The organism is Rhodococcus sp. ACPA4, from assembly GCF_002300185.1.
Taxonomy (GTDB): Bacteria; Actinomycetota; Actinomycetes; order Mycobacteriales; family Mycobacteriaceae; genus Rhodococcus_F; species Rhodococcus_F globerula.
This window is the reverse complement of sequence record NZ_NSDY01000001.1, coordinates 3743761-3759123: the sequence shown is the minus strand read 5'-3', so window position 1 is coordinate 3759123 and position 15363 is coordinate 3743761. Positions and strand designations below refer to the sequence as shown.

At 61.6% G+C, this 15363-nt stretch carries 13 protein-coding genes; 9 read left to right on the top strand and 4 right to left on the bottom strand.

The genetic code is table 11. The features are described 5' to 3' along the window. Positions 1 to 80 precede the first annotated feature (80 nt). Positions 81 to 1103, top strand: coding sequence for an ABC transporter substrate-binding protein (locus CJ178_RS17035; RefSeq protein WP_179300766.1), 1023 nt, complete (start codon positions 81 to 83; stop codon positions 1101 to 1103). A 20-nt stretch (positions 1104 to 1123) separates the two neighbouring features. Here the strand turns inward: CJ178_RS17035 and CJ178_RS17030 are convergent, their stop codons facing one another. Together CJ178_RS17030 and CJ178_RS17025 are read right to left on the bottom strand one after the other, a co-directional pair. Further along, positions 1124 to 2491 carry an amidohydrolase family protein gene (locus tag CJ178_RS17030; RefSeq protein ID WP_095887178.1) on the bottom strand — a complete coding sequence of 456 codons (1368 nt, stop codon included), beginning with the start codon at positions 2489 to 2491 and terminating at the stop codon, positions 1124 to 1126. Continuing rightward, a complete protein-coding gene (locus CJ178_RS17025) occupies positions 2488 to 3669 on the bottom strand; it encodes a CoA transferase (RefSeq protein ID WP_095887177.1) in 1182 nt (393 codons plus the stop codon). The genes CJ178_RS17030 and CJ178_RS17025 overlap by 4 nt, the downstream gene beginning before the upstream one ends. Positions 3670 to 3778: 109 nt before the next feature. Here CJ178_RS17025 and CJ178_RS17020 point away from each other — a divergent pair, with 109 nt between their 5' ends. From CJ178_RS17020 to CJ178_RS17005, 4 genes are all read left to right on the top strand, one after another. Further along, entirely contained in the window at positions 3779 to 4843 is a 1065-nt protein-coding gene (locus tag CJ178_RS17020; protein ID WP_033233817.1) for an enoyl-CoA hydratase/isomerase family protein, read from the top strand. A gap of 106 nt (positions 4844 to 4949) precedes the next feature. Next, positions 4950 to 6113, top strand: a complete 1164-nt coding sequence (locus CJ178_RS17015; RefSeq protein WP_045066720.1) for an acyl-CoA dehydrogenase family protein — start codon at positions 4950 to 4952, stop codon at positions 6111 to 6113. Positions 6114 to 6152: 39 nt separating this feature from the next. Continuing rightward, positions 6153 to 6893 (top strand): 3-oxoacyl-ACP reductase FabG, encoded by a 741-nt coding sequence (fabG, locus tag CJ178_RS17010; protein WP_033233311.1) that lies wholly within the window; start codon positions 6153 to 6155, stop codon positions 6891 to 6893. A 21-nt stretch (positions 6894 to 6914) separates the two neighbouring features. Further along, on the top strand, positions 6915 to 8123 hold the full coding sequence (locus CJ178_RS17005) for a CaiB/BaiF CoA transferase family protein (RefSeq protein WP_373557456.1): 1209 nt from the start codon (positions 6915 to 6917) through the stop codon (positions 8121 to 8123). A 12-nt stretch (positions 8124 to 8135) separates the two neighbouring features. Here CJ178_RS17005 and CJ178_RS17000 read toward each other — a convergent pair whose 3' ends face one another. Continuing rightward, positions 8136 to 9356 (bottom strand): acetyl-CoA C-acetyltransferase, encoded by a 1221-nt coding sequence (locus CJ178_RS17000; RefSeq protein ID WP_095887175.1) that lies wholly within the window; start codon positions 9354 to 9356, stop codon positions 8136 to 8138. A 223-nt stretch (positions 9357 to 9579) separates the two neighbouring features. Here CJ178_RS17000 and CJ178_RS16995 point away from each other — a divergent pair, with 223 nt between their 5' ends. Together CJ178_RS16995 and CJ178_RS16990 are read left to right on the top strand one after the other, a co-directional pair. After that, on the top strand, positions 9580 to 10770 hold the full coding sequence (locus CJ178_RS16995) for an acyl-CoA dehydrogenase family protein (protein WP_095887174.1): 1191 nt from the start codon (positions 9580 to 9582) through the stop codon (positions 10768 to 10770). Between the two features lie 33 nt (positions 10771 to 10803). Further along, entirely contained in the window at positions 10804 to 11694 is an 891-nt protein-coding gene (locus CJ178_RS16990) for a LysR family transcriptional regulator (protein WP_095887173.1), read from the top strand. Here the strand turns inward: CJ178_RS16990 and CJ178_RS16985 are convergent. Further along, on the bottom strand, positions 11628 to 12572 hold the full coding sequence (locus CJ178_RS16985) for a LysR family transcriptional regulator (RefSeq protein WP_095887172.1): 945 nt from the start codon (positions 12570 to 12572) through the stop codon (positions 11628 to 11630). The genes CJ178_RS16990 and CJ178_RS16985 overlap by 67 nt on opposite strands. Before the next feature lie 159 nt (positions 12573 to 12731). On the opposite strand from CJ178_RS16985, the gene CJ178_RS16980 reads away from it, so the two are divergent. Together CJ178_RS16980 and CJ178_RS16975 are read left to right on the top strand one after the other, a co-directional pair. Beyond that, positions 12732 to 14291: an AMP-binding protein gene (locus CJ178_RS16980; protein WP_095888015.1), complete on the top strand. Its 1560-nt coding sequence runs from the start codon at positions 12732 to 12734 to the stop codon at positions 14289 to 14291. After that, a complete protein-coding gene (locus CJ178_RS16975) occupies positions 14288 to 15334 on the top strand; it encodes an MBL fold metallo-hydrolase (protein ID WP_095887171.1) in 1047 nt (348 codons plus the stop codon). The genes CJ178_RS16980 and CJ178_RS16975 overlap by 4 nt, the downstream gene beginning before the upstream one ends. The last annotated feature ends 29 nt before the right edge of the window (positions 15335 to 15363 follow it).

Below are 15363 nucleotides of genomic sequence, written 5' to 3'. Positions count from 1 at the left end.
TTGCTTATTCAGAAATCATGCTTATGATTAATGTCATACCTGGGCCACCTGTTCAGGTAACTGAAATTTGGAGGTTGGCGATGCGTGCAGGTTTTGTTCGTATGTCCACTGCAGCGTTGTTGGGTCTGTCCTTGGTTGCCTGTGGATCGAGCAGCGGCGACACCGGGGATACGACGGACGGTTCAGCGGCAAAGGTCAATGTGTCGATTACACCCGGAGGAATCTGGGGAATTCCGTTGGCGGCAGCGGAGCAGGAAGGCTACTTTGCCGACGCAAAACTCGACGTGACCGTCAGCCCGGCTCCGTCCGGAATGGGACACAACCAGCTCCTGGCGAGCGGCGTCGAGGATTTTGGTCCTTCTTCGCCGAGTCAGGCACTCGCCGCCGTGCAACAGGGACAGGACGCCGTAACGTCATGTGGCGGTTCGGGTCCGGTACCAACCTCGATCATTGCGCCGAAGGGCTCGAGCTTGCCTTCCTCGGCAACCGGGGCGAGCGCCGAGGACGTCCTGAAGTCGCTTCGGGGCAAGACATTAGGTATGCCCGCGGCCGCGGGCACCGGAACATCGAACCTGATGGTGCAGACACTGGCCTCCTTCGGGTTGAACGACGGCGACTACACGTTGGTCAACATCGGTTCCGGCAGTACCGCCCAGGCAGCACTTATTGCCGGCCAGGTTGACGCGGCGATGGCCGTAACGCCGACGTCGGAGACGCTGGTAGCCAAGGGTGATGCGATCGAGCTGGCAGAGCTGTCAGGTGAACTCCCCAACTACCAACTCCTGGGCGCATTCTGGCAGAGTCGACGCACGTGGGTCGAGGCGAACCCGCAGACGTCGGCATCTTTCTGTGCGGCGATGGACAAGGCATACGACTACATGAACGATCCGGCAAATGCCGAAGCAGTGAACAAGCTGATCGTCGAGGCTGTGGGCAAGGACGTTCCGGCCGACGCGGTCGATCGGATTCGTGAAAACTTCTCGGTGCTGGACGCGGCCATCTCTCCGGGGGATTTCCAGCGAACGGTGGACGCCCTCACGGCGGTCAATGTGCTCCAGCCGGCACCCGAGGTGACCTACGATCAGGCAATTCTCATCAAGTAGGGCCGACTGCAGGTCTGCCCTCAGTAAACCCGTCTACCAGCTATGACGGTGGCGAGTACTGACGGCAGCTGCGAGCGGGAGATCAGAACCAGATCGCCCGCTGCGCCGACTTCTACCCGGCGCGGTGGGCCGCCTGGATCCCCAGGACGGCCGAGATAGGCGTCCAGTGCGGTGTTGTAGTCGATTGTCTCCGCATCGCCCAGAACAGTGCCCGCGGGTGTCAACCGCGCCTGTGACGCTGCGATAACTGCCCACGGGTCGAGTGGTCCGTACGGTGCGTCGCTCGAAAACGCCACCGGAACAGATGCATCCAGCAAGGATCGGCAACGGTACAAATCCTGGTGGTCGATGGCAGCAACATGTTCGAGGTAGTCGTCACCGCGATCGGCAATGAACCCCGGCTGGGTTACGACAGCCAAACCGAGGCGGTTGATCTCGGAAATGGATTCGATCGGAATCAACGCCCCGTGTTCGATCCGATCACCAGGGATCGTGCCGATTTCGCCTAGTACGGAGAGCAAGATCAGCAGAGCTTCGCGGCTGACACTGTGTGCTGCAATCGCTCGCCCGATGGAGTGTGCGGACTCGATAACGGCGGCAAGCTGTTCGAGATCGGGAAGTCCGGAATCGGCAAGCACGATCTTGTACGGGCCGACGGTTGGTTCCGTCGACGGTAGTGAGACACCCAGTGGCACGCCGAGGAGATGAACCCGTTGTGGCAATTCTCCCGAAGACATTGCTGCGCAGATGGATTCGATGCTCTCCGGAGCGAGGTCCGGCGTTGCATCAGTTACCGCAGTGACGCCGAGTCGCGACAGTTCGGTCGCCACATCGCGTAACGGCGGTGGGGCATTTCCCGGAATCCGTGCTCGGAGCCAGGAATCTGCGCGCCACACTCGGCCGGTTGGTTTTCCGGCTGCATCGCGTTCGATACCGGGATGGTCAGCCGGTTCCAATCCGGCTGCAACGACGCCCGCTGTGTTGAGCACCCACATTGCGCCACTGCGATGTTGGATACGAACAGGTCGTGAGGCGTGAAGATGATCGAGGGCATCGCGATCGAGATCGCCCGCTACCGATTCGAAGTATCCGACACCTCGCACCCAGCCGTCGGAACCTGGTGAAACCTGTAGTGCGGCAGCTAGTTCTCCGGAGTTTCGGACCGCCGGCGGGCCACATTCCACGGAACTGCGTCGGGCAGCCAGCGCATGTAGGTGGATGTGGTGATCACACAGGCCGGGAATGATCTGATTGCCGTCGGCATCGAGGACGTCCTCGCCGTGGCGAGTCAGTCCGCGGCCGATCTCGGTGATCACGCCGCTCGTGATGCGAATGTCGAGGCTGTGACGGCCACCGACGGAACAATTGGTGATCAGCAGATGGTTCACGGGGCGACGATTCCGAGGCCGCGGAGAACGGCGTGTGTGTCAGAGCCGGAGGTGGACGCACTGCCGACGTACTGGCGTTTCTCCGGAATAGCCACAATGCACGATGGGGGCAACGGAGCATCGGTTCCGTGGGTGAGCGTCGACGCGACGAGGTCGGCCATCGAGAGGTCCCAGAGGTATCCTGCGCCGGTGGGCGTCTCCGACATGGCGAGGGCGGCTGCCATGAGTCCGCTCAGGGGATCGGCTATCGCGTCGCCGACAAATACGGGCGTACCTGAATTATCTTGTGCAACAAGACCACTTGATGCTGCGATGTCGTCACCAAATCCGATGCGAGCGGAGTTTCTTCCTGCCGCAGTGATGGAGATCCAGGTGGTACCGGATGCGGCCGCAGCTTCTGCGTCGAGCCCGAAGCCCGCGAGTGCGCGTGGCCGCGACGCCTCGATAACGATGTCTGCGCGTTCCACGAGCTGCGCCAGCGCCGACCTGTCGGGAGCGGCACTCGGATCGAGGACGACGGACTCGTGCCCGGCATGCAGTAGTTCGTAGAACTCGCTGTTACCGCGCCGTGCTCCGTCCGGCCTTGTCGGGGTCTCCACCTTGACGACCCGCGCGCCCGCGGCTCCGAGTAGGTGTGAGCACAGAGGACCCGCCCACAGTGCACTGAAGTCGACAACAAGCAGATCCTTGACCGATCGCCGGGTAGTGGGCGCGGGAACTGACGCAGTTGGGCGTGCGACCGGGGCAGCCGCCAACCCGAGTAGGGCTGCGCGCTCGGCCAACTCGGCTCCGGGGTGTTCGGCTAACCAGGCACTTACCGCCGGCCAGGGATCATCATCGATCTCCGCGGAGATCAGCGCACCGAGCAGAATCGGGTCGTCCGGTCGGGCACACGACACGGCTGCCCAGCCGTCCTGTGTAGGGAGGAGGCGGCAACTGCCTCCGAGAGAGATTGAACCGCTGCGGGTGAATCCGGTGAATGCCGCGCGTTCGGAAAGAAAGCGGGCTCCGTCTTCGTTGCCGTTGATGAATTCACCGAGGTGCCGTGCCAGGGTGGCGGCGTTTCCCGGGGGAATTCGGGGAGATTCGTCGGGCGAGCCGGTGAGTGGCACTATCCCGCTGCCGAGCCAGTCGAGGACGCGGCGGTCCTCATCCGCGTCGTCGGGCCAGGCAAACATTCTCCGATGTTACACTCCGAAAAGTATTACCGGAAAAGGTATCCCGCGTGCAGAACTGCCGTCGGGTGCAGGAAGCCGAGCAATGATTCGGCGCTCGAGAAGGATGAAGATGGTCAACCAGATGCACGCGCTGTCGCCGCAGGACATTCTCGACGGCAGGATCGATCTTCCACTTCTTGCAGACGGTGGCGCACTTGATAATCCAGTGGTCGTGGTCGACCTGGACGAGGAGTTCTCAGAGGACGAAGCCCGTGCGGTGTCGGCAAAAGTCCTCAGGTCCGACCGTGTTGTTCTCGGGCGGTACACGGGCCGTACACCGGATGCCGCAACAAGAACACTGGCGCGGTCGCTCGACTCGACGGTGTCGACGGTATTGACCGAGAACGTCCGAGAGTTTGTGGGTGTCGAAGATCCCGACGCTGAACTGGCATCTGTCTTCGACCGCTTCCAAGAAAATCCTTATGCATCAGTTGTTGCATCGCAGGTTCTGCGGTTGGGTGAAAACCTGTCGATCCCAGCAGCGCTTGACGTGGAATCCCTGGCCTACTCGACGCTGTTGGGCACTCCGGACTTCAAGCGGTGGCTCACTGGTCGAGGACCACGGCCGCTGCCGCCCCCAGCTCCGCAGGAACCGGTGCTGATCGAGCGTCGAGATGCGTTGTTACACATCACGCTCAACCGCCCGGAACGTCGGAACGCTTACGGGGCGCAGGTGCGTGACGGGCTGGTCGCAGCATTACAGGTCGCCGTGATGGACCCCGGCATCGAGAAGGTGCTGCTCGACGGCGCTGGGCCGTCGTTCTCCGCGGGAGGTGATCTCGACGAGTTCGGCACCACTCCGGATCTGGCGATCGCGCATCTGATTCGAACCCGATCGGGAGCCGCGCGGCTGATGGCGCGCCTGTCCGATCGAATCGAGGTACAGGTTCACGGAAGTTGCGTGGGAGCGGGCATCGAGGTGCCGGCCTTTGCCGCCGATGTGTGTGCGCACCCGGATACGGTGTTCCGCCTGCCTGAGATCTCGATGGGCTTGATTCCGGGAGCGGGTGGCACTGTGTCCATCCCGCGCCGGATCGGGCGTTGGCGCTCCTACCACCTGTTTCTCTCCGGTGCTGCGATCAATACGGAGCGTGCGCTCGACTGGGGCCTGATCGATTCGATAGCGCCGATATAGGCATCGCCTTACCTTCGGTTCGTTTTCAAGTCTTTGACTCATAATGCTCGACCGGATTGACTTCGGAAGACGCATTAACGTGGAACGAGCAAGGTGAGTGGTGGGTATGCAGGTCGACGCGGACGACTTCGCCGATATCTTGGCGACGGCAAGGGAATTCATCCGGAAGGAAGTTGTCCCTCGTGAGCAGGAGATAGCCGATACCGATGCAATTCCGGAGGACATCCGGAAGAAGGCCGCCGATATCGGACTGTTCGGTTACGCCATTCCCCAGGAATGGGGTGGTCTGGGCCTCGACCTCACGCAAGACGTCGAACTCGCGATGGAGTTCGGGTACACGTCGCTTGCTCTGCGCTCGATGTTCGGCACCAACAACGGCATCGCCGGACAGGTACTCGTCGGCTTCGGCACCGATGAGCAGAAGGCGGAATGGCTCGAACGCATCGCGTCGGGTGAGGTAGTCGCGTCCTTCGCACTGACCGAACCGGGCGCGGGATCCAACCCCGCCGGCCTGCGGACCAAGGCAGTCCGCGCCGGGAGCGACTGGGTGATCAACGGCAACAAGCGGTTCATCACCAATGCCCCGACAGCGCAACTGTTTGTCGTGTTCGCACGCACGCGTCCGGCCGACTCCGACGGTCCCGGTATCGCTGTCTTCCTGGTCCCGGCCGATACCGAAGGTGTCACGGTGGGGCCGAAGGACAAGAAGATGGGTCAGGAAGGTGCCTGGACCTCCGAGGTCAGCTTCGACAACGTGCGCGTCCCTGCATCGGCCCTGGTCGGGGGCGACGAAGACACCGGATATCGCGCTGCCATGACTTCCTTGGCACGTGGACGCGTTCATATTGCCGCATTGTCGGTGGGAGCAGCCCAGCGAGCCCTCGACGAATCTGTCGCCTTTGCCACTGTCACGGAACAGGGTGGGACTGTGATCGGTGACTTCCAATTGGTCCAAGCGATGCTCGCAGATCAACAAGTAGGTGTGATGGCCGGTCGGGCAATGGTCCGTGAGGTTGCGGCGCGCTACGTCAGCGGCGAGGACCGTCGACTCGGACCGTCTGCGGCAAAGCTCTACTGCACCGAGATGGTCGGAAACGTAGCTGACCTCGCTGTCCAGATCCACGGTGGCAGCGGGTACATGCGGGGCGTTCCTGTCGAACGGATCTATCGGGAAGTGCGGTTGCTGCGCTTGTACGAGGGAACCAGTGAAATTCAGCGGTTGATACTCGGCGGCGGTCTTGTGTCGCAAGCGAAGAAGCAAGCGAAGTAATACAGCACGTACTTTCTTCAACTGACGAATGGAGTGGACATGGGACTGTTGGACGGCAAGGTGACAGTAGTGACCGGCGGCGCACAGGGTATCGGGTTCGAAATTGCCCGAACCTTTATCAAAGAAGGCGCCACCGTGGTGATCGGCGATATCAACGAGACTGTCGGCGTCGCTGCCGCAGCTGAGCTCGGTGGCGACTCCGTGGCGCGGTTCATCTCGTGCGACGTTCGCCATTCCGACCAGGTCGAGGCAATGCTCGATCTAGCTGAAAGCGCTTTCGGCCCAGTCGATGTCATGGTCAACAATGCCGGCATGACACGTGACGCGACAATGCGGAACATGACGGAGCAGGACTTCGACGACGTGATTGCCGTCCACCTCAAGGGTGCCTGGAACGGAACTCGCGCAGCCGCGGCCCGCATGCGTGAGCGTGAGACGGGATCGATCGTGAACATCTCGTCGATCTCAGGCAAGGTCGGCATGTTGGGTCAGACCAACTACTCGGCCGCCAAAGCCGGAATCGTCGGTCTCACGAAGGCTGCTGCCAAAGAGGTTGCGTTCAAGAATGTTCGGGTCAATGCCGTCCAGCCCGGACTGATTCGCACTGCGATGACCGAAGCGATGCCGGAGCGCGTCTGGAACAGCAAGCTGGCCGAAATTCCGATGGGTCGTGCCGCGGAACCGTCCGAGGTTGCGTCCGTGGTGGTGTTCCTCGCGAGTGATATGTCGAGCTACCTGACCGGTACCGTCCTGGAAATTACGGGCGGGCGCCACATCTGAGGCGCGTGCTTCAATTCAGGAATGGACTCTGACATGGGACAGTCGCATTCGGATCTCCCACTCGACGGGATTACCGTGGTGGCGTTGGAACAGGCCGTTGCGGCGCCGCTCGCCAGTCGGCATCTCGCGGACATGGGTGCTCGCGTGATCAAGATCGAGCGGGTGGGTGAGGGCGACTTCGCTCGTCACTACGACGACGCGGTGCGCGGTCAGGGCTCGCACTTCGTGTGGCTCAATCGTTCCAAGGAATCGATTGCCGTCGACGTCAAGTCGGAGTCCGGCCGTCGAGTCGTGCTCGATCTCATCGCGGAAGCCGACGTCTTCTTGCAGAACCTCGCCCCGGATGCTGCAGATCGACTGGGCTTCGGTGCGGACACGCTCCGAGCAGAGTTCCCTCGGCTCATCGTGATCAACATGTCGGGATACGGCAGCGCCGGACCACGTCGTGAGCGCAAGGCGTACGACATGTTGGTGCAGGCCGAGACCGGAATGATCTCGGTGACCGGAACACCCGAGACGGCTACGAAAACGGGTGTTCCGGTTTCCGACATCGCAGCCGGGATGTACGCGCTGACATCGATACTGGGTGCCTTGTTCCGTCGGGAGAGAACTGGCAAAGGCGCAACGGTCGACGTGTCGATGTTCGACGCGACCGTCGAGTGGCTCGGCCACCCGATGTACATGAAAATGTATGCGGACAAGCAGATTCCGCGAGTCGGGCTCGGGCATGCGGCCATCGTTCCGTACGATTCGTTCCCGACGTCGGATGGTGAGATCCTCATCGGAGTCCAGAATGAGCGCGGATGGCGGACGCTCATGGTTGACGTCTTCGGGCGGGAAGATCTGGTGGATCATCCGCGATATGCCACCAATATCGTCCGGGTCGAGAATCGAGCCGAGGTGGATGAGATGGTCGGATCACTCTCGCGGCTGTATTCGACCGCAGAACTGGATAAGCGTCTGGCCGCTGCCGGTGTGCCCGCAGCAGCGTCGAACGACATGGGCGGATTGCTGAAACACCCTCAGCTGGACGAGCGTTCGCGGTGGCGATCCGTGGGAACAGAAGTTGGGCCCATCGACGCTGTGCTACCCCCGATGACCTTCTCCGACGTGGAAATGAAGATGGGTGATGTGCCCTCCCTTGGTCAGCACACCGAGTCGATTCTGACGGAGTTGGGGCGCACGGCCGATCAGATCGCCGACCTTCACCGAGACGGATCGATCGGATAGCGCCCCAACGTTTTATCGTCGTAGGTTTTCGAAGACCGCGGCGATGCCCTGGCCGCCGCCGATGCACATGGATTCGATTCCGTAGCGGCCCTGGCGACGGTCGAGTTCACGCAGCAGGTTCGCGAGGATTCGTCCGCCGGTAGCGCCGACGGGGTGGCCCAGTGAGATGCCGGAACCGTTGACGTTGAACCGTTCGAGGAGATCCGTCTCGCTCAGACCCCAGGCGCGGGCGCACGCGAGGACCTGAGCGGCGAATGCCTCGTTGACTTCGATCAAATCGATGTCGGAGAGTTGTAGATCGACCCGTGAGAGCGCTTTTGCCACCGCAGAAACGGGGCCGATGCCCATGCGGTTCGGTTCGACGCCGGTGACGCCCCAGCTGACCAGCTTCGCGAAGGGGCGCAATCCAAGTCGTTCGGCATTGGCGGGCGTGGTGACGATGGCCGCCGCGCCGCCGTCGTTCTGCCCGCAGGCATTTCCGGCGGTAACGGTCGCGTCCGGGTCGACGCGGCTACGCAGCGGGCGCAGTGCGGCGAGGTCGGACAGTTGCACATCTCGACGCGGATGCTCGTCCTGGGTAACAACTTTCGCGTCGCCGCGGCGGGATGGGACGGTGACAGGAATGATCTCCTCGTCGAAGTATCCCTTTTCCTGTGCGTTCACGGCACGCTCGTGCGAGCGAAGCGCGTAGCGGTCTTGTTCGTCGCGTGAGATCGCATATTCGCGTCGCAGGTTTTCGGCCGTTTCGATCATGCCGCCTTCGACCGGGAAATTGACGCCTCCCGAGTTAGTGCGGGGTTTGGCCAGGCGGTCGTGGAACTCGACCGAGGGTTTCTTCGTACCCCAACGAATGTCGTTGGAATAGAATTCGACGCCGCTCATGCTTTCGGCACCGCCGGCGATCACAAGATCACTCATGCCGGTCTGAACCTGCATGGCCGCGTAGATGATTGCCTGCAGACCGGATCCGCAACGGCGGTCGAGTTGAATGCCGGGAACCGAGATATCCAGTCCGGCATCGAGTGCTGCGATGCGCCCGATGGCAGCGGCCTCGCCGTTTGCGTAACCCTGACCGAAGACGACGTCGTCGATATCGGCGGACTGGAGTCCGGTCCGCTCGATCAGTCCCCGCATCACGGTGGCCGCAAGCGTGGTTACCGGAACGTCTTTGAAGACCCCGCCGAATCCGCCTACTGGCGTACGAACGGGTTCACAGATGACTGCGTCATACATGGAATGCGCCTGTCGGGAGAGTGTGGACGAGGAATGTGCGTTTAGAGAAATACGAACGCGTGCCCTCGAATATTCAGCATGCGCGCAGTGGTTGTCAACAGCGGTAGAAGTGCTGCTCGGACATAGTTTTTCCCTAACCATTCGTATGGTTGTCGAACTTTGACACCCCTGAGTTTCGGGGATTGAATGGTCGGAGGATCTCCCTCGATGAACAGGTGGAACAGTGACGCGTTTGGCGCAGACTGCAGGATTGACCGAGACGCAGAACGACATCATCGGTGCTGTGCGTGAATTCGTCGATCGTGTGGTGATTCCCGCCGCGCAAGAACTCGAGCACACCGACACGTATCCCACGGACATCGTCAAGCAGATGAAAGACATGGGTCTGTTCGGTCTGACGATCGACGAGGAGTTCGGTGGCATCGGAGAATCCCTCCTGACGTACGCACTGTGCGTCGAGGAATTGGCTCGCGGCTGGATGAGCGTGTCCGGTGTCATCAACACCCATTTCATAGTGGCACACATGATTTCGGCGCACGGGACACCGGAGCAGAAAGCGAACTACCTGCCGAGGCTGGCTACCGGGGAGCTCACCGGTGCTTTCTCGATGTCGGAGCCGGCTCTGGGTTCCGACGTTGCCGCCATCTCGACCAAGGCGAAACGCACCGAATCCGGCGACTACGTGGTGAACGGGCAGAAGATGTGGCTGACGAACGGTGGTTCGTCCACTCTGGTGGCTGTGCTCGTGAAGACGGACGAAGGCGCGGAGAAGGCGCACAACAATCTGACGACGTTGCTGATCGAGAAGCCTGCGGGGTTCGGTGAAGTTCTTCCCGGCCTGACCATCCCCGGCAAGATCGAGAAGATGGGCTACAAGGGAATCGACACGACCGAGATGGTCTTCGACGGTTTCGAGATCAGCGCGGACGCGGTTCTCGGTGGCAAGCCCGGCGTCGGGTTCCGGCACATGATGGATGGTGTCGAGGTCGGCCGGGTGAATGTGGCGGCGCGTGCGTGCGGTATCGCGCAGCGTGCTTTCGAACTTGCGGTGACGTATGCAAAGCAGCGTGAGACATTCGGTAAGCCGATTGCCGAGCATCAGGCCATCGCGTTCCGTATCGCGGAGATGGGTACCAAAGTCGAAGCGGCCCATCTGATGATGGTGAATGCGGCTCGGCTCAAGGACTCGGGCGAACGAAACGACGTTGCTGCCGGTATGGCGAAGTACCTGGCCAGTGAGTTCTGTGCCGAAGTCACCCAGGACAGTTTCCGTATTCACGGCGGTTACGGGTACTCCAAGGAGTACGAGATCGAGCGCTTGATGCGTGAGGCGCCCTTCCTGCTGATCGGTGAGGGCACCAGCGATATCCAGAAGCAGATCATCAGCAAGGGACTGTTGCGCTCGTATAACTGAACCGCGTAGTGGCGTGCGTCGTAAAATCGACGGGTGGACCTACGTCAGATCGAGTATTTTCTCGCCGTTGCAGGCGGGGAGTCCTTGGCGACGGCGGCGCAGTCCATGTCGGTGACCAAGCCGTCGTTGTCGCAAGGTATTCGCGGTCTCGAACGTGAACTGGGCGTCGAACTCTTCCACCGCGTCGGTCGGGGTCTGGTCTTGACGTCGGCCGGACGCGCACTGATCGGGCCCGCTCGGCAAATGATGCGAAGTAGCGCAGCTGCGTCCACTGCTGCGATCGGGGTGGATATCGAACCGAAGGGCCGCCTGGACATCTGCTCTGCCGCTCAGGGACTGGAGGGGCCGGTGGCGCGGATCGTGGCCGATTTCCGTCGACGCTGCCCGGGAATCACGGTGCGTGTCAGCGAGCTCCCACGCGGCGATACCGCCGAACAGGTATTGGCTGACGGGGTGTGCGAGCTGGTTTTCAGTTATTGGCCACCGGAGATGTCTGAACTGTCGACACACGTCATCGGAGTGAACGACTACTGGCTTGCTCTTCCCCCGCAGGCGCCGCTCTCGGTCTGGCCACGTGGAATTAAACCTGCTGTGGGAGAGCCTGTCTCGTTGACCGCGCTTCCTGATCTTCCCGTGGTCGGGGTGCTGAAGCACTCACAGGCCCGGATCGTCATCGAGTCTTCCTTGCATGCTGCCGGTGCCAGAACACGGATGTCGACGGAACTTGCGCAGCGGGAAACCGTCGGGGAATTTGTCCTCGCCGGTTTGGGTATGGCGTTCATGGAACGTTCGCTTGCCGAACGTGCAGCTGCGTCGGGGGCCGAGATTTTCCCGTTGAATCCAGTGATCTCGCTGACCTACGGCATCGAGTTCGATCCGGAGAGATTGTCGCCGTTGGGAAAGTTGTTTGTCGAAGGACTATGAGCGGTAGGGAGATTCGAAACCAGCGCCGCCGCAGCCGGTGACAACGGACCGTCACGAAAGACGATGCGTGTCCGTCGGATGACTGGTGGGTCCAGCGATCGAACGCTCGCCGCGGGGGAGTCCTGCTCGGCGATGGAGCGGGGCAGTAGTGCGGCGCCGACACCGTGGCCGACCATCTCACGAACGGCCAGGCGATCGGGGACCTCGGCGACGACGTTGACGAGTACCCAGTCGCCTCCGACCGGGTAGCTGCGACGGCTTGTCCGTGTTTCGACGATCATGGGCAGGGCCCCGATCGACGTGCGGGGCACCGGATCGGGAAGGTCGGCTGCAAGTGCCGGTGGGATCGACAGAACCATCTCCTGAGCGCTGGTCTCGATCTCGAGAAGGCCGTCCGACGGTCCGTCCGCGAGATCGCGTTCGAGAAAACCGAGTTCGCACCTGCCCGACCGGACCAAGGCCAGCACCTCGTGGGCGCTGGGCGCTGCGGTTGTGGAGAAGGTGATACCCGGAGCGGTGCGGTGAAGCTGACCAGCCAGATCAGCGACCGAATCGACCGCAAGGTCGGATTGAACAGCGATGGTGAGTTCACCCGATTGCAGTGCGATTACCGCAGCGACTGCGGTCTCGGCCTTGGCGACGTCACGCAGTAGTGTCCGAGCAGCGTCGGCGACGGCTGCTCCGGCAGCGGTGGGGATCAAGCCTCGTGCAGTGCGCTCGAACAGTGTGGAACCGAGAGTCCGTTCGAGATTGCGCACCGCCTGTGACAGCGACGGCTGGGAGATGTGCAGTGCGTTCGCGGCGGCGGTGACACCGCCGTGATCGACAACGGCAACGAGGTACTGCGCGCTGCGAATGTCCATCCCGGGTGCCTGCATCTGACGAATTCTCCCAGATGATGCCGTCTCGACTGTGCTGACATCCTTCGACCTGCCGATATAGGTCTGAGCTATGGCTCGGTGCGCCTACTCGTCTTTGTGGCGCGGGCCATAGCGATGGTCGACTGTTCCAGTACCGCCGAATCTCAGGAGCATGATGTGAGCGAGCTTCACCTGCCCAACCGGATACGTCACTCGGCGTTGGCGCGACCATCCGACCCCGCGATCACGTGCGGCGACCGGACATTGACGTGTGCCGATCTCGATGCCGAGACCAATGCGTTGGCGAGTGCACTTGTGGGGGTTTCCAATGGCGGTGCTCGTGTCGGAGCACTACTGCGAATGGGCCTCGAAGGCGCGGAAACTTTCATCGCGTGTGCAAAGGCGGGCGCGGTCTTCATTCCGTTGAACTGGCGGCTCAGTCCGCGGGAGCTCGTGGACGTCGCCGAGGACGCAGAACTCGACGTCTTGATCGTCGACGACGAGTTCGCAGTAGGGGCCGCCGCGATCTCCGCAGTGTTGCCGGAGGTGACGGTTGTTACCGTGGGAGATGAAGGGGGCGTGACAGATTCGCGAACCTGGGCAGAGTTCGTGGCGTCCGGGACGGGTATCGACCCCGGACTGGGGCACGATCCGGACACCGCGGTTCTGCAGCTGTACACTTCCGGGACCACCGGCCGCCCCAAAGGCGTCGTGGCCACACACCGGAATTTGTACAACGAACCCGTGGGGTTCGAGGTGTACGAATTCGGTTCGAATGCAGTGGCTCTGGACGCACTTCCCCTCTTTCACATCGCTGGTGCCGGCTGGATGAGTACGTGTCTGTCGGCCGGGGTGCCGATGGTTCTGCTCGGCGACATGGCGCCGGCCCGGGTGGCTGAAGCCATTGCAACACACCATGTCACCCACGCATTTCTGGTACCGGCGGTAATTCAGACACTGGTCGATCTGCCCACTCTCGAGGGTTTCGATCTGTCCAGCTTGGAGGTGGTTGCGTATGGGGCGTCGCCCATCACGCCGGCGCTCCTCGCTCACGCTATGAATGTTCTGAACTGCAAATTCGTTCAGCGCTACGGGATGACCGAAACAACGGGGTCTGTGTCCGTGCTTCGTGCCTACGACCATCACGTCAGTGGGCCGCGCTCCGGGTTACTGCGGTCGGCGGGAAAGCCGATGATCGGCGTGGAGATCTCCATTCGCGACGTCATGACGGGCGAGGAGTTGCCGCCCAACGAATCCGGAGAAATTGTCGCGCGCAGCAGAAACAACACGCGCGGATACTGGCGACGTGAACGCGAAAGCGCCGAATTGTTCACGCACGACGGCTTTCTTCGAACGGGCGACGCCGGGCACCTGGACGACGAGGGCTACCTGTTTGTCACCGACCGTCTCAAGGACATGATCATCACCGGCGGCGAGAACGTCTATCCGATCGAGGTGGAATCGATTCTGGCCGAGCATCCTTCGGTTGCCGAAGTAGCAGTTGTCGGGGTTCCCGACAAGCGCTGGGGTGAATCCGTCACCGCGGTGATCAAACTGGTCGACGGTGCAGACGTGCCAAGCGTCGACGAGCTGATCGCCTTCAGCGCAGCGAGGTTGGCGTCGTACAAGAAGCCCAGACAGATCCATTTCGTGGACTCCCTACCTCGCAATGCGAGCGGGAAACTGCTCAAGTCGAGCCTGCGAACCACGCTGAGTGCGAGCGGAGAAGCATTGTGATCGTGACCGAAGACGTCGGCGTCGCACAACGCGAGGCCTGGGCGAAGAACATTCTTCCGCCGGTGGAACAGGTACGGGACGGTTTGTGGTCGATTCCGGTTCCTATGCCGGACAACCCTTTGCGTTACGTGCTCGTCTACGCGCTCGCGCTCGACCACGGACTTGCACTCATCGACGTCGGTTGGGATCACGAACAGTCGTGGCAGGCTCTCGTGGACGGCATAGCGTCGATCGGTTACCACGTTTCCGAAGTGCGGTATGCGGCAATCACACACCTGCATCCCGATCACTTCGGTCTGGCGCCGCGTCTTCGGCAAGTCAGCGGCGCAACACTGGCAATGCATGTGGCTGATGCGACGCTACTCGGATACCACGGTCCCGAACAGGCACGCGAGGACATCACCGGCTGGAATGTGCAACTGTCCGAACTCGGAGCGCCGACTGCAGTACTCGACGCGTCTCGGGTCGATCTGGTGCGGTTCGGCGAGCATGAATCAATCGACGTTGTTCTGGGCGACGGAGATCCACTCGATCTGCCGGGATGGAATCTCCGCGCGCAATGGACGCCGGGGCACACACCCGGACACCTCTGCTTCGTGGAAGAGGACAGGGGCTTGTTGTTCAGCGGTGATCACATGCTGCCGCGGATCAGTCCGAACATCTCCACGGTTCCCGGTGAACTCGAGAATCCGCTGCATCGCTACCTGCTCTCACTCGAGGCAACAACAGCCTTGGGTGAATGCGAGGTGCTGCCCGCACACGAGTATCGATTCCGCGGGATCGCCGATCGCGCACGTCAGTTGATGGGACATCACGAGGCGAGGCTGTCGGAAATCGTTGCGGCCGTTGCGGCCGATCCCGAATCGACGGCCTGGGAACTGTCGCGCACGATCTCCTGGTCTCGCCCGTTCGATCAGATGTCGCCGCGACTACTTCGCCTGGCAGTCCGCGAAACCCACGCTCATCTGGTGGTGTTGGCCAAGCGCGAGATGGTGACCGCGTCCGGCCGTTCGCCCGTGCGATGGAGTCTTCGATCGCTGTGACCATTCAAAAATTCTCATCACGGAAGTAG